Here is a 19,067-nt window from a genome sequence, read left to right as displayed (position 1 = left end):
TCTCCAGTTTCTCCGTGTTGTATCTGCTTATTATACAAAAAAGTACCCCATAGGTAGACTTTTTTTAATGTGTCTACTCTATAGGGTACATTTTATTTAGTGAGTCACCCCTTTTAACATTTTCTATCACTTACTACCCCTAGTTTCTTTAACTTGCCATTCTTTTTTAGATCCTTCTTATTCTACTATTTTCCGCAAAGGGAAATGCTGTTTACCTGGATGCTGAATTTTCCATAATCGAATCGAAAGAAATACAGCTCCAAATGCTAGTCCCGAAATCAATCCAATCCAGTACCCGTAGGCGGCAATAGAGGTGAATTTCGCTAGGAATAGCCCGATTGGCAGCCCTAGCACCCAATAAGATATAAACGCCATGACAAAGGTAGCATTCACATCTTTATACCCCCGCAGTGCCCCTTGAATAGGAGCAGCAATCCCGTCAGATAATTGAAAAAAGATTGCATACATTAAAAAATGCTTGGTTAACGCTAAAACTGTCGGATCAGTCGTATACATTCCTGCAATCTGTTCATGAAACACCAGTAAACCAATTGCGGAAAAGATAGACATCAAGGTTGAAAAACTGATTCCAATTCGGCTGTATTGCCTGGCGTCCTGTAAACGCTCTGCCCCTACCTCAAACCCAACTGCAATCGTTAAAGCCAAGGAGATGCTCATCGGCATCATATAGACGAGCGATGCAAAATTAATCGCTGCCTGATGCGCAGCAACCGTCTCTGTTGTATAGTTGCTCATAAGTAAAGTAACGGCTGCAAAAATGCTTGTTTCAAAGAAGATTGAAAAACCAATGGGAATTCCGATGACCAGTTGCTCTTTCCAGGTCCGAAAGGAAAGTGGAAAGGCTTGATGGAATACATGATAACTACGAAATGGCTTTTTCCGCCATACGACAAATACAGCAATCAAAAGAATGCACCAGTAAGTAATGGCTGAAGCAATTCCAGCGCCTACCCCGCCATAGGTTGGAAAGCCTAATTTGCCGAAGATCAGGACATAATTTAAAGCCACATTGATTGGTAAAGAAAGTAAGGAGATGACCATCGTTGATACGGTTTGCCCAAGTGCATCCATAAAACATCGGAGTGCGGTATAAATGAAAAGAGGGACAATCCCCCATGCAAGTGAAAGTAAATAATGATAGGCAATTCGTTTTACTTCGGGGTCAACCCCCATCCCACCAAGGATCGGGTCGAGCAAACAGGCACCAATGATAATAATGCTGATCGCGATCGCAACAGCAAGGTAAATGCCTTGGATGACCTGGTAGGACACCTTCTCTTTTTGGTCGGCACCAACAAGTTGGGAAATGATCGGGGTTAAAGCCATAATGATCCCACACAATCCCGTAAAGATCGGGCTCCAGATACTTGCACCAATGGCTACACCGGCCAAATCCCTGGCACTAACATGCCCCGACATCACCGTGTCAAAAAAATTCATACCAAAAAGAGAAACCTGTGTAACCAATATAGGAAAAAGAATATAAAAAAGCTGTTTTATTTTCTGTTTTGCGGAATGCGTCTGTTTCATCTTTGGCTGTCCTTCCTAAATTACATCATTACATTAGGTTCATTCAAAATCCTTATCTAATATTAAACTACATGTTTTAAAAGGTCACGAAACTTTACTTGTTACTTAACTTAATTTACAATATAAACTAGGTAATAATAGTTATAATTAAGGAGGAATGGCTCATGTACGATGTTATTGTAATTGGCGGAGGACCAGCTGGTGGCAGTGTCGCATTATTTACAAGCAAAGCAGGTAAAAAAACACTAGTCATTGATAATAATCAAAGTGTTACCAAAAGAGCCTGGCTTGATAACCACTATGGTGTAAACGGGATTAGTGGTCCAGATTTAATAGCTGTCGGTAGGGAACAAGCCGAGAAGTTCGGTACAGAATGGCTCGAGGATGCGGTCGTCGATATCCAAATGGAAAATGGGCAGAAAACAGTCGTAACGGAAGGTGGCCAATCTTTGCAAGCGCAGCATATCGTAGTAGCTACTGGAATGTCTGTTGCCCTAGCAGAAAAAGTGGGATTAACCGTTATCCCTGGCACAGAGCCTCGAATCAAAAATATTCTTCAAGTTGACAACCAAGGCAAAACCAATATCGAAGGGATTTGGGCCGCAGGAACTGTAGCCGGTGTTTCGATGCATACGATCATTACTGCTGGAGACGGTGCAAAGGTTGCTATTAATATCATAAGTGAGATGAATGGAACACGTTATGTAGATCATGACGTTCTGAAATCCTAAACATACTACTAAAAAAAGGAAAAACTCCTGTTTGTGAAGGAGTTTTTCCTTTTATATGGCCACAAAGGCTGCCGAACAGCCAGAGTTTAACGTCCTAACCAACCGCCATCTACAGCAAGAACAAATCCATGAACATAATTTGCTGCTTCAGATGCGAGGTAGACGGCTGCTCCTTTGAAATCTTCAGGAGTACCCCAACGTCCTGCAGGGATCCTCTCCAAAATTTGTCTATTCCGAGTTTCATTCTCAATGAGTGCAGTATTCATATCCGTTGCGATATACCCTGGGGCAATGGCATTCACATTCACATTGTGCTGCGCCCACTCATTTGAAAGCGCCTTTGTTAATTGAGCTACGCCACCTTTTGCAGCCGCATAAGCCGGCACAGTAATTCCCCCTTGGAAGGATAACAGGGATGCCGTATTAATAATCTTTCCGCTTTTTTGTGGAACCATATAACGGCCTGCTTGTTGTGCAAGCAACCAAACCGTTTTCAAATTCACTTTAATCACGTCATCCCAATCTTCTTCTGAAAAATCCACAGAAGGGGAACGGCGTTGGATTCCAGCATTGTTTACCAATACATCAATCTTATCATAGTGATCGATAACAGTTGGAATAGCTGCTCTCACTTGGTCCAAATCTTCCATATCACACGGGACGATGATACACTTTCTACCAAGGCTCTCAATTTCCTCTTTTAAAGCAGTTTGTTCCGGTGAACGCTGAAGAAGGGCAATGTCTGCCCCAGCCTCTGCTAATCCCAATGCCATTGCACGACCAATTCCACGTGTGGCCCCTGAAACCGCTGCCACCTTTCCATTTAAACGAAATGCATCAAGTATCATCAGATAATTCTCCTCTCTATGGCTTAATTAATATTTTTAAAGCTTCTTCTGGATTTTCCATGTACTTAAATCCGTCAGCAAGCTGATCAAGCTCGAGTTCATGTGAAATCAATGGTGATACATCTACTTTTCCGCTAGCCATAAATTCAATCGCCGTTTGGAAATCCTTGCGGCTATAACAACGGGTTGTAGTTAAAGACAACTCTCTGAAATGCATGGAAGCTAAGTTAATCGTTGGTGATTGCTTATACATACTAACGACACAAATTTGCCCTTGGGTTTTAATAGCTTCTACCATTTGTTGTGCAGTAATTTGTGTTCCTGCCACTTCAAATACCACATCTGCCCCCACACCATTCGTCATTTTGGCAACGACATCGGTGATATTATCTACTTTTGCATCGACCGCTGTAAATCCAAGATCTTTTGCCTTTTGCAATCTAAACGGACTGATATCAGATACGACAATCTTAGAAGCTCCAGCTTCTCTGGCAATCAACCCAACAAGCAGGCCAATAGGACCTCCACCCAGGATGACCACCAGGTCACCAACCTTCACCCCAGAACGGCGAACGGTATGAACCGCTACAGCCAAAGGCTCAGTTAACGCGGCATGGGCGTTGGATAACTCCTCTGAAATCCGATGCAAGCGATGGTAAGGTACGGCTACAAATTCTGCAAATCCACCATTGCAATCGATTCCAATTAAACGTAAGGTCCTGCAGACATGATATTGTCCCGCTGTACAAGCATCACATGTCCCACAGCTAAGCGTCGGTTCGACAACAACACGTTCCCCCACTTGGAACGGGATATCTCCATTCACCTCTTCAATCACACCGCAAAATTCATGTCCCATGGCCAAAGGTGCTTTTGCACGTGGATGTTTTCCATAGTATATCATCATATCAGATCCGCAAATCCCTGCATGGGATACGCGCAGCAATACTTCGCCTTCCTTTGGAACTGGGCGATCAATTAACTGAACATCTACATGCTTTTCCCCTAGAAACAATCCCGCTCTCATTTGTTCCATCGTATCTCTCCTCCTTTTTCTTGCAAAAAGACATATTCTAAACTTGTCGACAACTTAAAGTATAGTTGATGATGTTATGTCTGTAAACAAAATTTTAAGACTTAAAATAGGCTGCTGTAACCGTTCTCCAATTATCCTTTGAATGATTATCCAAGGTTTCTTGCAATCGGTAAGGGTCACCAGTACGGAGAGCTTCGACTAGTATTCTGTGGTTATTTAATAAGGATTGAATCTCTTCTTTATTCTCAGTAAACCGTTTCTCTGTTGCCACCAACAAAAACGTTAATAAAATTTGTCGGATACTTTTCCATAAATGAAGAATTCTGCTATGCTCCGCAGCCTTAATAATCGTATCGTGGAACTGGATATCATAATAGGAAAATTCCATGTAATCCTCGTGTTTTGCGGTCAGTTCCATTTTCTCTATTAATTGTTCGAGTAGAACGATTTGGCTCTTGTCAAAATGGGTGGCTATCCGCTGCATAGCAAATCCCTCCAGAAGATAACGAACATCGTACAGTTCTTCAATATCTTTCGTCGTTAACCCAAGAACAGCCGCTCCCATTCTCTCCAATCGGATTAATCCTTCGTTCGCCAAGACGCGAAAAGCTTCACGCACGGGTGACCGGCTCGTCCCAAAATCCGCTGCAATTTGATTTTCCGATAGGACTGTACCGATTGGGATGATTCCTTTAATAATTTGAAATCTTAGTTCAAAGCAAATCTTCTCCCCTAGTGACACCCCCTGCATCCATCTGACAGGAATATTCATAAATTTCTCCTTTGTTGTTGGTTTCACAATTAGAAGATTTCTCTCCTTCGTTTATTTTACCATAAAAAAAAATAGGGGAGCGAATCCCCTTTTCTATGGAAATAGCAAATTTTTTTCGTTTTTGACAAGAGACTGTTACTCGCTAGGAATTAACGGTGTCGGTTCTCCTGTAAAATAAAGGAACAGATGGTGTAGAGCACGTGTACACGCAGTATACAATAGTTTTCTTTCAGTTGATCGATGGTAAACCTTTTCTCCTACGTTATATATGATCACACTATCAAACTCCAGCCCCTTTGCCAGATACGCAGGGATGACTACGAGGCCCCCTTTAAAAACAAAGGTTTCCTTGGTTATAAGATGAATCTCCTGATCCATTTTATTTTTTAGGGTTTCAAAGGCCACTCGTGTTTCCGATTCCGTTTTACAGATGATGGCTATGGACTTCGAGCCCTTCTGCCAAAGTTCATGGACTCCCTTTCCAATCTCTGTGGCCAACAGATCTTCCGATGGTACGGCTACCATTTTCGGTTTATCCCCGCTTCGGCCCACTGTTTCAATGGGTTCTGGATCTTGTAGTATCCCCTTGGTAAATTCGATTATTTCATGCGTTGAACGATAGCTTTTAGTCATTTGAAAAAGAGCGGTTGGCGTCTGTCCAAACAACTCCTCCAAATGAGTATAGCTCTGCACGTTCGCATGATGGATCCCCTGATTCAAATCACCTAGTAATGTAAAACGCGCCCGTGGAAAGAGCCGGCGGATGTAGCGAAGCTGAAACGGAGAATAATCCTGCGCTTCGTCTACGATGACTTGTTTCATCTGATTGATGGTCGGCCATCCGATCAGAACTGCCTTTAAATATAAGATTGGTGTAGCATCTTCATAAGGGATTCCTTCTTGAATGGGGCTGCTTTCATTCAAGAAATTATGATACATGCCAATGATATCGAGAAACTCCAGCTGTTTTGCGGTACGCCGCAAAGGACCAAAAGCCTTTCGGGCAGTTTTGCGGCTCTCTGCCTTCATTTCTTCATCCGTTCCCAGATATTTTGGATTTCGCAGCATTTTTTTAAATAAATTTTTAAACAATCGTTCTTGTAAGGTTTCCAGCTCTTCAAGAGCTCTTTCCTTCATTTTCTCCATTCGCGCGGGAAGTGGTGCATCTGCTGGTGTTTGATGATAAAACCATTCCGTTAATGTTTCCTTACTGATTAACACTTTTGCACGAACCCGAAAATCGTGAAATTGTATCCCTGTTTCTTTCAATTGCTCAATATACCGATCCATTTGTTCCATAAAAAGAAGTGAAGTTTTCCGTTCGATCGTTTGAACCCGCTTTAGATAGGCCGGATCTTCCTCAGAGGCAGATAGAAGATATTCCAATTGCTCATAAGCATCCTCCACCTTATATTTTTTCCCAATACTTCGCTGCAGATGTTCTTGAAATGTGGTCTGCAACATGTTGGCCTCCCCAAGTTCGGGAAGCACATTGGAGACATAATCATTAAACAAGGAGTTTGGTGAAAATAAAACCATCTGTTCAGCCGTTAACGAATTCCTATGTTTATACAAAAGATAGGCAACCCTTTGCAATGCCACTGAGGTTTTCCCGCTTCCCGCAGCACCCTGTACAATCAGGATTTCATGTTGGTCATCCCTGATAATCTGATTTTGTTCGCGTTGGATCGTAGTGACAATGTGGCTCATTTTACCTTCTGTGTTTCTGGCTAACAAAACTTGCAGCATGGTATCTCCAATGCTAATTCCCGTATCGAACATATTTTCAAGTATTCCGTTTTTAATTATGTATTGCCGTTTTAATGTCATCTCACCTTGAATCCAGCCGACAGGGGTTTGATACCCAGCAGGCCCCGGTGTATAGTCGTAGAACAAGCTGGAGATAGGGGCACGCCAGTCGTATATCAATAGCTCATGGGTATCCTCATCTACTAAAGAACTAAGTCCGATATAAATTTTCTCTGCTTCTTCCCCTTTTTCAATAAAATCAATACGGGCAAAATAAGGATTGTGATGAAGTCTTTTTAATTTACGAAGATTTTTCAGCGCATGACGGTGGCTGCGCTCCTCCTGACTCAAAACCGCTTGCTGCTGCGTGATACTAGCCGCTGTTTCCGCCAAATCGTAGTAATCTGATGTATTTACAGTTACTTCATCCCAAAAGTTCCGACGAATATCCAATACTTCCGAACCCCGATAGTGGACAATTTCTTCTAACCGCCCCATTTCCGTCTGGATTCGAATCTGGATTTCTTTTAATCGATCAACTTCTTGGTCCAGTTCCCTTTGTGAAATAGACATCGCCATTTCCCCCCTGCTTCCACTTGTGACCCCATTATTTAAGGGAGCACCTTATCGTTTCTGATTGCTTTTCTTTTTCAATTTTCTAGGAATTTTTTCCTGCTTATCCTGAATTTCCACTACAATACCCGACTTTAGATAGACTTGCATGCGATGGAAAAAGAATAGACATTCTTCTGGACCAACCCATTGAATGTCTCCTCTAATAATACACTGGTATACCCTGTCCTTTTGTTTGGAATCCAGGGTAAGAGCAGATGAAAAAACTAAGCTTCGGCCCATTGCACGGATACTCTTGCAGGAAATACCATATCTCTTTAGGTACAAGAGCTTCCGAGCAAAAGGCACATCGGCCAAATGGTTTTTTAAATGGTTACATTTATGACAAGAAATATCGATGTTCGGCGCATCAGAAGGATTAAAGGTTATCATCCATTTGGCCTTAAATTTAGGATTACGAAGGAGAGTTTTCGGTATTAAATGTTCCTTCGTGATTTCCTCACTTCGTAAAGGCCTGTTTTTCCCGACACAGACAGGTGAAATTTCACGATATCTGCAGTAAATGATAACCACCTCCTGCACTATTTTATCTCATAGCGAAGTATTCTTCTTCTTCGAATCCACTTTAATACAGTTTTTACCATTCCCTAAGCCTTAAGTGTTAACTGATTCTTTTTAAATAATTCCTCTACGTAAGCTTTGGTCATTTCAAATGCTTCTTCCGGCGTATTTGCTACTTCTGCAATATATGCTTCATCTGGATCCTGATCGTCCACCCCAGGAATTTTGACTCGATCACCATAGCTGTTAATCGCCCCATATTCACGCATATGATCAATACATTTAAAAAATGGCTCCCAATATTCGGGATGAACAAAAATAGCCTTTGTTCGATGTCTGCGCAAATGGTTGGTTTGAATTTTGGATAGAGTCTCATACACTTCCCAAGCCGTTCCATAGCCACCTGGCCAAAACAAAATAACATGCGAATAATTAATTAAAACCCCTTCCCTGATGGAGAAATTATTCATTCGCAATCTTTGGTTCGAGTATACTGAATAACTGTCTTTTAAATTAAAAAAGTTATCCACCCCAAACTGACAATCAATCCCGATAATGTGCGCGTTCTGGTCTCTTGCCCCTTGCGCAGCCGCGCGCATAATCCCCGGTCCGCCACCGGTACAAATTGGAACATAGCAGCCTTCAAGGGCTTTTTCTTGTTCATGTGCGGCATACCTCCCCCACAACTCCCCAAACCTATAGGCCGAGTCCCAATATTTCGAGCTTTTTTCAATGATTCTTTTTTGTCGCGCCTTCCTTCGCTCTATTCGATCAATTCTATCTTGCAAAAGCTGTTTGCAAAAGGAATCTTTCTCCTTTTCCATTCTTTCCTTTAAGTGCCCTGCCTCAATTTGCAGGGATTTATACTTTTCTTCAGCTATTTCCTTACAGGAAATACTCCCAGATCCCATCAAGGTAATCACACCGTATTTCGCTTCATAGCTAAATAGCAGCTCTGCTGCATGAATATCTGCCACACTTTCATCAACACCTAAAGCCCGATCATTCGGAACAAAACAGACCTTCGTCCCAAACACTTGAAAAGAGGCAATACAGGTCTCCTCGGAATAATCCTTCCAGGTAATGACAAATCCATCCTCATCCACGTTATAGGTGTCTACATCGCCGTTTTCATTAATATTGCTTATCGATAGACTGTAACTATCGTTTTTAAATGGTTGACGTTTGTCAAACGTAATGGGTTCCTCAAAGGTAATCCTGGCCAGATTTCCATCCGTTTTTTCTATATACCATCCGGTCCCAGATCCTGTCCACTCATTGGTAGAAGGCTCGTAAAAAAGAGTTCCATGTAGTTCAATTTCATTCATTTATTTCCCAACCTCTCTTATGATGAAATTTGACTTACTGTCTAGTGTGATTTGGAACATCTTTTTTATACATTTGAACCAGCTATCTCCTCGGGTTCCCCATCCTTCCAACCTCTAAATACTCTCTCCTACACCCCAGAGGTTGACCTGGATGTTTTGGAAAAACTAGAATAGAACTATAGACAAATGAAAATTCGGAGGAAAAAGATATGAAATTATCTGTACTCGACCTTTGCCCTGTTATAGAAGGTGGAACGCCTGCTGACTCTTTCCGCAATACCCTTGATCTTGCACAGCATGCAGAAAGATGGGGGTACAATCGCTACTGGTTAGCCGAACATCACAATATGCCAGGGATCGCCAGTTCCGCAACCTCTGTTGTCATTGGTTATGTAGCTGCAGGAACATCCAAGATCCGGGTGGGATCTGGCGGGATTATGCTGCCCAATCATGCCCCCTTGGTCATCGCAGAACAATTTGGAACACTTGAATCGATGTTTCCAGGGCGAATCGATCTTGGTTTAGGACGGGCCCCGGGGTCTGACCAACAAACTGCAAGGGCTTTACGCCGTGATTTGCGGGGAGGGCTTGAGTTCCCAGAGCTTCTCGAAGAATTGCGCTCTTTTCTAAATCCAGTTGAAAGAAAGGCAGTTCGTGCATTTCCAGGGGAAGGCCTTACCATTCCGATCTGGCTTCTTGGCTCAAGTGACTTTAGTGCACGCTTGGCAGGACAATTGGGTCTTCCTTTTGCTTTTGCCAGCCATTTTTCTCCAGATTTTACACTTCCGGCCCTTGCTTTGTATCGCAGCAGTTTTGAGCCTTCTGAATGGCTTGAAGAACCATATACCATGGTTGGCGTGAATGTGGTTGCGGCAGATGATGGGGATGAAGCTCGTTTCCATTCAACCTCCATGCAGCAACAATTTTTAAGCCTTGTCCGCGGACGCCCCGGCCTCCTGCAACCACCGGTGAAAAATATGGATGAACTATGGAGTGAATACGAAAGAAGAGCCATAGAACCGAAGCTTCAAGCTTCCATCGTGGGCAGTCCAAACGAGGTTAAGAGTAAATTAGAAGCATTCCAAAAGGTAACAAAGGCAGATGAAATGATGGTCAATGCTCAGATCTTTGATCATCAAGCCCGTATAAGATCCTATGAGATCGTGTCCGAACTTTTTCCTCAAGAAAATGATTAAGCTATCTCCTCTGTAAATATGGGAGATCCCCCCTTAATGCGTAACATGTAAAAATAACGTATAATGTAATAGCATTCTGTTTTAAAAAGGGGGATAAAAAATTTATGGTCAAGCATCTGTGGGATTGGACGAAATCCATCGTGATTGCCATCATCCTGTCTGTCCTTATTACTGCTTTTCTTCTTCAGCCATTTAGAGTTTCCGGGCATTCTATGGACCCAAGCCTACAGGACGAACAACGCATCTTTGTTTCAAAAATCAATCACACCCTAAGAAACTATGATTCCTACAACTATGGTGATATTGTCATTATTGACAGCCGGGTCAACGAGCCCCGAGGTTTTTGGAATGAGATAGAAGAAAACCCTATTCTGTTATGGGTGGAGTCCAAGTTTTTTGATCGTCAAGGTGGGCATGACCTGTGGGTCAAACGCATAATCGGGAAACCCGGTGACAAATTGGAATTTATGGACGGCATCCTTTATCGAAACGGCACAAAAATTGATGAGCCTTATATCAAAGAAAAAATGATGATCAATATCCCCAGTGAGCCAATAGAGGTTCCTGAAGACCACCTTTTCGTCATGGGAGACAATCGTAATAACAGCAGAGATAGTCGAATGATTGGCAGTATTCCCATCGACCATGTGTTAGGGGTTAAACTTTTTTAAAGAAAAAAACCGGTGATTTCACCGGTTTTTCCTATTAGCGGACCTCCTTGGTCCGCCCATCCCTCAAGTCCCCTTAGAGCATCCCTTTCGACAAAAGCGCTTCCGTAATCCCCATGAAGTATTCAGATTCTCTCCGGATATGATCTACCACGGTTTTTGCTGTTGGATTAGTTTTTATTGCATTGCTTTCTGCCTCGAGTTGGTTCAGCAGTTTTACAAATTGTTCGCTTTGATGCAAGGCAAACTCCACCAATGATTTAATCTCCCTTAGAAGTGAGGGACTAACATGTTTTCCTGACCTGGCTACTGCTTCAATATAACGGACAAACAAACCCTGGGTCTTTTTTAACGCCAACTCCCATTTTTCCAGGCTTGTTACAAATGCAGGTTCGAGGTTTTTTACCAATTGTCTAATTACGACTGTATGTTCAGACTCCTGATGCTTCCAGAATTCACCTTCATCCAAAATCCGTAAAGGCATCTTCTCATCATAATAAAATTGCATTTTTCCCCATTCCCCTCCTAGGTACTTCCTTTGCATTTTATGCAAAAAAATAGGAGAAGTGCCTATTCTATAGATTGGAAAAGAAAAGAGGCCACCCTAGACTTCCACCAGGACGACCTTCCTTCCTTCTTTCAATCTTAATACTTTCTAATGTTAGCAAATACTCCGGTGACTGCGAGAAGGGCAATACAGCTTAATGCTTCTACCATTTTCCCACCTCAATACTTGGTTTAGGAACATTCCTGTCGAATCATCGAAATCTGTTCGGCATCAGCACTGATTAACAGGATGTCCCCCCATTTAATTTGTGTATCTCCATGGGGAATTATCATATTATTTTCACGGAAAATCCGGATAACAAGAGCATCTCCTAAGAAGGAAAGCTCTTTTATTAAACGATTATGAAGGTTTTCATTTTCGATTTGTACCTCTTGCATATTCTGTTCCATATGCAAGAATTTAAAGAGAGCGGGATATTCAATTAAAGCCTGCAACAAGATTCGACTTGAGAGGAAAGGTGAAAAGGTTTGAACACCTTCCTCTAAGTCCTTGGCCCTTTCCTCCGTATCCAAACGGCAGATGACATTCTCCACCCCTTCCTGCTTTGCCCAATTGGCCAACTGAACATTTAATTCATCATCCGTTGTGAAGGCCACGAGATAATCACTATCTGTTGCATGATATTTCGCCAACTCTTCCGGGTTCATCTGCTGCAAACTGATCGTCTCAAAATCGTAGGAGCGCCCCTGTGTGAACAGAGTTTGGTCCGACGTATACATTATGACATCGTAACCATCCTGATAGAGTTGCTTAGCCAAAGCTAGATTAACTGTGTTTGCACCAACAAGGGAAACCTTCTTTCTAACAAGGTCTTTTTGATCTTCAGGGGCAATCCTTTGAAAAAGAATGGGCGAGAAAATGGATGAGATCACCGCGCTTAGTATTAAAGCAGCCTGTAACGTAGGGGTAATAATTTTTAGCTCAAGACCAATCTCTGTTCCTGCAATCACTAAACTTAAAGTCGACGGCAAGAGGACGCCTGCCCCAAGGGTTTGGCTCCAGCTAAACCATTTTCTCCATAATAAAACGGGCAAAAATTTAGAAGCGAAGAAGCTGATTAGAATAAAGGGAATCATCGCTAATGCAGGCATGTCATGTATCAGTTCGCGAAGCTCCAAATTGGCCCCAACCATAAAAAAGAAGATTGGGATTAAAAATCCGAAGCCGAAGGAAGTCAGCTGGTGTACGAATTCCTTCTTAGGAGATAGGAGAGAAATAATCACCCCAGCCAAAAACGCCCCCAAAATACTTTCCGCACCAACCTGTTCCGACAGCACAACAAAAAACAAGATAAGAGCAAAGACGCCACGTGTCCCTATCTGGACAGATTCGCGTGATATTCGTTCCATAATTTTACCCTTTTTAAAACGAATCCCCATACGATAAAAGAAAAACATTACCACAAATAAGATGAGCAACAGCAATGGTTTCATCGCATTTGACGATTGGAAGGCAACATAGACAGAAAGAAGAATCATCGTGGCAAAATCTGAAATTACCGCTGTGACAAGTATACTTTGTCCGTAAGGGGTGTTTGTAATCCCTTTGTCCTTTAAAACTGGGACAACAACGCTTAAAGAAATGGTGGAGATAATCAAAGTCATAAAGATCGCATCACCTACAAAACCGAAGCTCTGAAAACCATACCCAAAAGCCGCAGAAATAACCAGAATTAGCAGAAAGGTAAGGGATGCAATCCAAATTGGATTTATTTTTGCCGCTGTTTTTTTCTTTGTCTGGAATGATTCGAAATCAATTTCTAGTCCGCTTAAAAACATTAAAAATATAAACCCTAAAGAAGAAAGGATCGTTAGCCATTCATTTGGTTGAATGAATCCTAACCCACTTTTCCCAAGAATGATTCCTGCCATAATTTCAACGACAACAACAGGCAGGAAATTCCACCTCAACCTTTCTAATACTATGGGAATGATAAAAATCAATCCTACAACAATCATTAAAGAAAGCATCGTTTTCCTCCCAAATAAAACATAAGAAGTCAGACTCGGATCGAAACTTATCAGATATAAAAAATTTACCACCTTTGGTCCTATTCAAAAGGTAAACTTATAGGAAGTTCTCCCTTTGAATGAATCTGACAAATTTCGACTGTGGTCTGACCCCATTTTTATTCTATTTTAACCGGCATGTACGGACAGTAAAACCCCCACTCAAAACTTTTCGAAACGAAAGTAGTTTAAGTGGGGGATCTATTCCCATATCGATATCCTATTGAAATTTATTTTACTTCCCGTTTTACAACCGTATCTACTTTTTTCTCCAATGGGATGATAATTGATGACATATCCAGGTCACCGAGCCCCTGTTCCTGCGCATATGCCAAAACTTGTTCAGCCCGCTCACCCAATGTATCTTCCAGACCAGTCCCCTGCATAATCTTGTTTCCTAATCGAATGTCTTTGAGAAGATATTTTAATGCACCGCCCGGTGCAAAATTACGGTCTAGGACGAAATTTTCCATATGTCGGCGCAGCATCCGGCTTTCCCCATAACTTGTCTTTAAAATATCATAAAGTTGTTCCGGGTTCAGCCCATAGGATGCACCACAAACCATGACCTCAGATGCTGCGAGAGAATGGACACCAACCAAAATTTGATTCAACAGCTTGGCTACACTCCCATTCCCCGATTCCCCAAGGTATTGTACATTTCCACCTAATTTATTAAGAATTGGCAGTACCTTTACAAAACTTCCCTTATCCCCACCAACCATAATCGTTAGTGTGCCCTGCTCAACACCTTCCGGTCCACCGCTTACTGGTGCATCCAGATATTCATGGCCTTTTATTTTGGCTGCCTCGGCAAGTTTAACGCTTGTTTCCCTTCCAACAGTGGTTAAATCAATAAAAAGGGTTGGTTTTTCAGCTCGTTCAAATAAACCTTCTTGCCCAAGATATACTTGCTCCACGTCAGAAGGCATGGATAAGCAGCTGCAAACCACATCAGACTGGTTGACGAGGCTAGAAAGATCCTTGGCAGGGTTCGCCCCTTTTTCAAGGATCCCCCGTAATTTCTCTGGTGACCGATTATATACGGTAACTGTGTAACCAGCATCTAGTAAACGCATTGCCATCCGTGAACCCATGACTCCAAGACCAATATACCCTATCTTCATTTCCATGCTCCCTTCATCTGTTAATAGTAACGTTCTACAATCTTCCTTTGTTTTCCTCCTAATGTATTAGATAAAAAAGACAATCTTGAACTGATCGCTTTCAGACCGTTCAAGATTGCCTTTTCTACAATCCCGTCTCCCGCTATGAAGAAGTAGCGATATCGATAACGCCAACAATAGCCCACATTGCCGCAGCAATTTGTAAGGAGAGTTTCATTCTTCCGACTTTTTTATTAGCAAAATAGAGATTGATGGTAATGGCCAGTCCGTATAGCAGCAACTTTGCTAGCATGAATGTTCCTCCGTTAAATATTATTTCAAAGGGATCGGACCCCAGCCGAAATTTGTCTGATTTCAACTATAAAAGTCTCTTCAAACTAGAATTCAACAAATTCCGATTGGGGTCAGACCCCTCTTACCAAATGGTATCATATCGTATCCTCATAACGTACAACCTCTTTTTCATATAATTGTTTAAACTTTTGTTTCGCTCGGTATAAAAGAACTTTTGTGGATTGGGGGGTTTTTCCTAAAATACGCGAAATCTCCTCATGTGTCAGACCTTCTATCTCTTTAAAAATAAGGACATCGCGGTAATCATCCGGAAGTTTTTGAAAAATGCTGCGGATTTCGTTTTTTGATTGATTGTGCAAGGAAATACGAAGGGGATTATGCGTATCGTCACCATGCATTTCGATGTCTTCAGAGACCGAAAATAGTTTTTGATCTCTCGCCCATGAACGTACATTATTGCGGTACACATTCCTTGCAATTTGTAATAGCCATGTTTTTAGGGAAGATTGTTGTTTAAATTGATGAACAGATTTTACTGCCTGATAGAAGGTTTCTTGTGTCAATTCTTCGCTCTCTTCCTGAGAACCCGTCACTTTCAAAAAATAAGCATAAACCATTCGATTATTTTTCTGGTAAAAATCATTTATATCGTCAAGTAACGTATTCCGTTTCCGATCCCCTTTCCAAAATGTATCTAAAAGTTTCAAGAGCACGTCCTCCTGTACCCGGTTCCTAAAAAAACGCAAAAAGGAGCCTTGTGTGACAGGCTCCTCCAAATTTCATTAAAAGATATTAAATTTTAATTTATTTAATTATATCATTTTTCTTAAGCAAATTAAAGAACATTTTTTACCGTTTTATTTGTACAGTTGCTTTAAATAAATCCCCGTCGACCTCTAAATCTAGAATTCCTCCATGTAAATCAATGATTGATTTGGCAATCGCCAAACCGAGTCCGGATCCTTCTGTATGCCGCGACGTGTCACCGCGCTTAAATCGTTCAAACATTTCGTCAATGTTATCACCAAGTTCATATTTAGTCACATTTTTAAAAGTGATTACAATCCTATCCATATCCTCAATGAGAGAAATATAGACTCTTGTATTCTCTAGTGCATATTTAAGAATGTTACCAATTAGGTTTTCAAAAACACGCCACATCTTCTGACCATCGACAACTGCGTATACGGGGAAATCTGGGGTCGCGACACGAAATTGCAGGCTCGATTGTTGGATTTGTTCATTGTATTCGGCAAGTGCCTGTTGTAAAAGCTGAACAAGGTCAACTTTTTCCGGGGCAAGGTCAATATTTCCACTCGCCATTTTGGACGCCTCAAATAAATCCTCGATCAATACCTTTAAACGTTTGGACTTGCGGTCAATGATTTGGACATAGCTATTTCGTTCTTCCTCGGTAAGATCCTGCTTTTTCAACAGTTCAGTGTAGGAAATGATGGAAGTCAATGGTGTACGCAAATCATGACTGACATTCGTAATCAGTTCTGTTTTCAATCGTTCGCTTTTTGCCTGTTCACGTTGGGAGGATTTTACTCCTTGTTTTAAAGCATTAATGTGTCCAGCAAGTGTTGCAAACAAGGATTTTCCCACAACGGGTAGATCAATTACGTTTTTTCCCTGTACTAACTCCCCCGTGTTCATTACAATACGATTAAAGTATCCTGCCCGTTTTATCATGATGACCAAAACAGGGATGCCAATGAAAAGAGTAATAGGGCCATAAAGCAAAATAAATACAGGTTGTATCAACGTGATGATCATCCCAGCGCCAAGTGCAAAGGCAATCCCTAGAAGGAGCACGACCTGTGTACCAATGTGCCGATGAAGAAACGCTTCCTTTAGCATTTCATTGGCTCTATAAACAAGGCTATTTACCCATTCAACCTTTAGGGATTCTTTATTCGACATTCTTTTTATCAGGAATTGTCCTTGACTAAATAAGAGCGCAACGAACAAGGATGTAATTATTGTATTTTTTACTACCCTCAAAGTGAGCTCATAAGAATATTCCAACAGGTAAAGCGGATAATTTTTCATGAGCAGGAAAAGAGTAATAAGTCCACAGAAGGCGAAGATCGCGGCTGCCAGGTCAATAGGGACTCGATTATATTTCAATTGCCAGCTTTCAGGTGCCAAGGGTGAAAGAACCGGCATCTTTTTCAAAGCGTATAAGCTGAGCAAAAAGGCAATGAGTCCACTTATAACAAGGATGTAAAAGGTTCGTTGCCTCTTTTCAAACTGATAATAATCTGGCAAAACAGATTTTACTAAAACAGAATCCTTTGAAATGGCAACTTGCCCTTCATAAATACCTCCATTTCTCGTAGAAAGTAGCTGATTTAATTCATCACTCATCCCATCCGTCCTTAGGTAATCGCTTGATGGTGAAGGATATTGGCGGATAAACAGCATATCTTTCAGGTCAATTTTTTCCGTATCTTTAGTGACATTTGTAAATGTCTGTCCCGTTTCTGTGTTTGTTAAGCGATATTGAAAAACACTTTTTGATTTGACAAATTCTGCCCGGTCTTGCTCTATTTGATGATAGTATTCCTCTAGTTTTTGTTCTTTCTCTTTGATGATCTTCTTCCGTACGTGTTCATCACTTTTGAAGTTTTGCGTGATATCTTCTATTTTGCGATCGCGTTCAGAAATAATCGCATCCCTTACTTCCTTTTGCTCTGCTTCATGGATCTTCAACTCATATTGCCCATTGATATTAGCAATTTGTTCGGGCAAATCCCCATAACGGTAACGATGTTCCTCAATTTCTTCTTGGCTGACGGTGATCAACTTTTTAGCCTCTTCCAAACTGACACGATCCAATTCAAAGCGGCTTAATTGGTCAATAAATTGATCCAGTTGAGAAGTAAACTGGTTTGTTTGAAAATAATTTTTATTTATATATTCGCTTCCGTGTAATACTCCCGTCATTATGCTACTTAGTCCGTATGTGAACAACAGAAGCCACGCTAGGATGATTAATTTATTTTTCCATTTTGTAGCCAATTCCCCAAACCACCTTTAAATATCTAGGATTTTTCGGATCTATTTCTATCTTTTCGCGAATTTTCCGGATATGTACGGCAACCGTATTTTCTGCATTATAACCCGGTTCTTTCCAAACTCGCTCATAGATCTCGTGTATGGAAAATACACGTCCGGCATTCTTCATCAATAATTCCACAATTTTATATTCAATCGGAGTCAGTTTAACTGCCTCGCCATGTACAGTAACTTCTTTAGCTGATTCATTCAACGTAAGGCCATTCAATTGAATGACCCTCTCTACTCCGTCATACGTTCCTAAAGAGACATACCTTCTTAACAGTGATTTTACACGGGCAATTAATTCCAAAGGATTAAAAGGCTTGGTAATATAATCGTCCGCCCCAACCTGCAATCCTAAAATCTTATCTGTGTCTTCGCTCTTGGCACTAAGGATCAAGATAGGTATGTTTTTATTTTCACGAATCTTGAACGTTGTGGAGATTCCATCCAAGCGCGGCATCATAATATCTAGAATAATTAAATGGATATCATGTTCATGTAGTTTTTCAATGGCTTCAATTCCGTCCTTCGCTTGAACGATAGAAAGCCCTTCATTTTTTAAGTAGATTTCTATCGCATCTCTTATTTCCTTATCATCATCAACAACTAAAACACAGTATGGATTCATCTTCTCAACCCCCTTTCCCTAGTATAGCATGTGGTTTCTTTATCCTTGGGATTATTATAGAGTTCATTTCTTAAGATCCCACAAGGATAATCCTTAAGAATTTCTTAAGTTTAGTAGCATTTATTCTTAAAAATTCCCCCTTTCAACTTCAAAAAGATTCTGTGTACAAAACGAAAAAACAGCCAATCCATTGGCTGTCTCTAAGCATCCATTTTAGATGGACTCAAAGTCCACTTCTAAATCAATCATTGCAGATTATTTTCTCGCTTTTCCGTAAAACAATCCATACAATGTTCTTCTTTTTCTTCTATTTCAAATTCGGTTAACTTGACACCACAGCTTCTGCACTTCCGTTCGGT

The 19,067-nt window shown here is 41.2% G+C and carries 17 protein-coding genes; 3 read left to right on the top strand and 14 right to left on the bottom strand.

All coding sequences use genetic code 11. The annotated features are described in order from the left end of the window. Positions 1-177: 177 nt before the first annotated feature. Positions 178-1,551, bottom strand: coding sequence for an MATE family efflux transporter (locus J2Z37_RS08565; RefSeq protein ID WP_209809824.1), 1,374 nt, complete (start codon positions 1,549-1,551; stop codon positions 178-180). Between the two features lie 164 nt (positions 1,552-1,715). Between J2Z37_RS08565 and J2Z37_RS08560 the strand changes: the two genes are divergently transcribed. Then, a complete protein-coding gene (locus tag J2Z37_RS08560) occupies positions 1,716-2,282 on the top strand; it encodes an NAD(P)/FAD-dependent oxidoreductase (protein WP_209809823.1) in 567 nt (188 codons plus the stop codon). Between the two features lie 86 nt (positions 2,283-2,368). Here the strand turns inward: J2Z37_RS08560 and J2Z37_RS08555 are convergent, their stop codons facing one another. The 6 genes from J2Z37_RS08555 to J2Z37_RS08530 all read right to left on the bottom strand — a co-directional run bounded on the left by J2Z37_RS08555 (position 2,369) and on the right by J2Z37_RS08530 (position 9,149). Then, complete coding sequence (locus J2Z37_RS08555; RefSeq protein WP_245203663.1) at positions 2,369-3,130, bottom strand: glucose 1-dehydrogenase; 762 nt, start codon at positions 3,128-3,130, stop codon at positions 2,369-2,371. 16 nt (positions 3,131-3,146) lie between these two features. Continuing rightward, positions 3,147-4,166 (bottom strand): zinc-dependent alcohol dehydrogenase, encoded by a 1,020-nt coding sequence (locus J2Z37_RS08550; protein WP_245203662.1) that lies wholly within the window; start codon positions 4,164-4,166, stop codon positions 3,147-3,149. Positions 4,167-4,260: 94 nt separating this feature from the next. After that, entirely contained in the window at positions 4,261-4,938 is a 678-nt protein-coding gene (locus J2Z37_RS08545; RefSeq protein ID WP_209809822.1) for a GntR family transcriptional regulator, read from the bottom strand. A gap of 135 nt (positions 4,939-5,073) precedes the next feature. Next, positions 5,074-7,260: an RNA polymerase recycling motor HelD gene (gene helD / locus J2Z37_RS08540; RefSeq protein ID WP_209809821.1), complete on the bottom strand. Its 2,187-nt coding sequence runs from the start codon at positions 7,258-7,260 to the stop codon at positions 5,074-5,076. A 51-nt stretch (positions 7,261-7,311) separates the two neighbouring features. After that, positions 7,312-7,842, bottom strand: a complete 531-nt coding sequence (locus J2Z37_RS08535; protein WP_209809820.1) for a hypothetical protein — start codon at positions 7,840-7,842, stop codon at positions 7,312-7,314. A gap of 65 nt (positions 7,843-7,907) precedes the next feature. After that, positions 7,908-9,149 carry an LOG family protein gene (locus J2Z37_RS08530; RefSeq protein WP_209809819.1) on the bottom strand — a complete coding sequence of 414 codons (1,242 nt, stop codon included), beginning with the start codon at positions 9,147-9,149 and terminating at the stop codon, positions 7,908-7,910. A gap of 209 nt (positions 9,150-9,358) precedes the next feature. Here J2Z37_RS08530 and J2Z37_RS08525 point away from each other — a divergent pair, with 209 nt between their 5' ends. Then, positions 9,359-10,345 carry an LLM class flavin-dependent oxidoreductase gene (locus tag J2Z37_RS08525; RefSeq protein WP_209809818.1) on the top strand — a complete coding sequence of 329 codons (987 nt, stop codon included), beginning with the start codon at positions 9,359-9,361 and terminating at the stop codon, positions 10,343-10,345. Between the two features lie 104 nt (positions 10,346-10,449). Continuing rightward, positions 10,450-11,016: a signal peptidase I gene (gene lepB, locus J2Z37_RS08520; RefSeq protein WP_209809817.1), complete on the top strand. Its 567-nt coding sequence runs from the start codon at positions 10,450-10,452 to the stop codon at positions 11,014-11,016. A gap of 73 nt (positions 11,017-11,089) precedes the next feature. Here the strand turns inward: lepB and J2Z37_RS08515 are convergent, their stop codons facing one another. From J2Z37_RS08515 to J2Z37_RS08485, 7 genes are all read right to left on the bottom strand, one after another. Then, positions 11,090-11,521, bottom strand: a complete 432-nt coding sequence (locus J2Z37_RS08515; protein ID WP_209809816.1) for a DUF2935 domain-containing protein — start codon at positions 11,519-11,521, stop codon at positions 11,090-11,092. Between the two features lie 230 nt (positions 11,522-11,751). Continuing rightward, positions 11,752-13,551, bottom strand: coding sequence for a monovalent cation:proton antiporter family protein (locus J2Z37_RS08510; protein ID WP_209809815.1), 1,800 nt, complete (start codon positions 13,549-13,551; stop codon positions 11,752-11,754). Between the two features lie 269 nt (positions 13,552-13,820). After that, a complete protein-coding gene (locus J2Z37_RS08505) occupies positions 13,821-14,717 on the bottom strand; it encodes an NAD(P)-dependent oxidoreductase (RefSeq protein ID WP_209809814.1) in 897 nt (298 codons plus the stop codon). A 142-nt stretch (positions 14,718-14,859) separates the two neighbouring features. After that, a complete protein-coding gene (locus J2Z37_RS08500) occupies positions 14,860-15,009 on the bottom strand; it encodes a hypothetical protein (protein ID WP_209809813.1) in 150 nt (49 codons plus the stop codon). A 136-nt stretch (positions 15,010-15,145) separates the two neighbouring features. Next, positions 15,146-15,718 carry an RNA polymerase sigma factor gene (locus J2Z37_RS08495; protein WP_209809812.1) on the bottom strand — a complete coding sequence of 191 codons (573 nt, stop codon included), beginning with the start codon at positions 15,716-15,718 and terminating at the stop codon, positions 15,146-15,148. A 142-nt stretch (positions 15,719-15,860) separates the two neighbouring features. Then, the gene (locus tag J2Z37_RS08490; protein WP_209809811.1) at positions 15,861-18,038 is read right to left on the bottom strand and encodes a sensor histidine kinase; all 2,178 of its coding nucleotides are present in this window, start codon (positions 18,036-18,038) and stop codon (positions 15,861-15,863) included. Beyond that, entirely contained in the window at positions 18,016-18,708 is a 693-nt protein-coding gene (locus J2Z37_RS08485; protein WP_209809810.1) for a response regulator transcription factor, read from the bottom strand. Before J2Z37_RS08485 ends, J2Z37_RS08490 begins: the two co-directional genes overlap by 23 nt. Positions 18,709-19,067: the final 359 nt, after the last annotated feature.

Origin of the sequence: Ammoniphilus resinae (genome assembly GCF_017873965.1) — a bacterium.
Taxonomy (GTDB): domain Bacteria; phylum Bacillota; class Bacilli; order Aneurinibacillales; family RAOX-1; genus Ammoniphilus_A; species Ammoniphilus_A resinae.
This window is presented reverse-complemented; position numbering and strand designations above follow the sequence as displayed.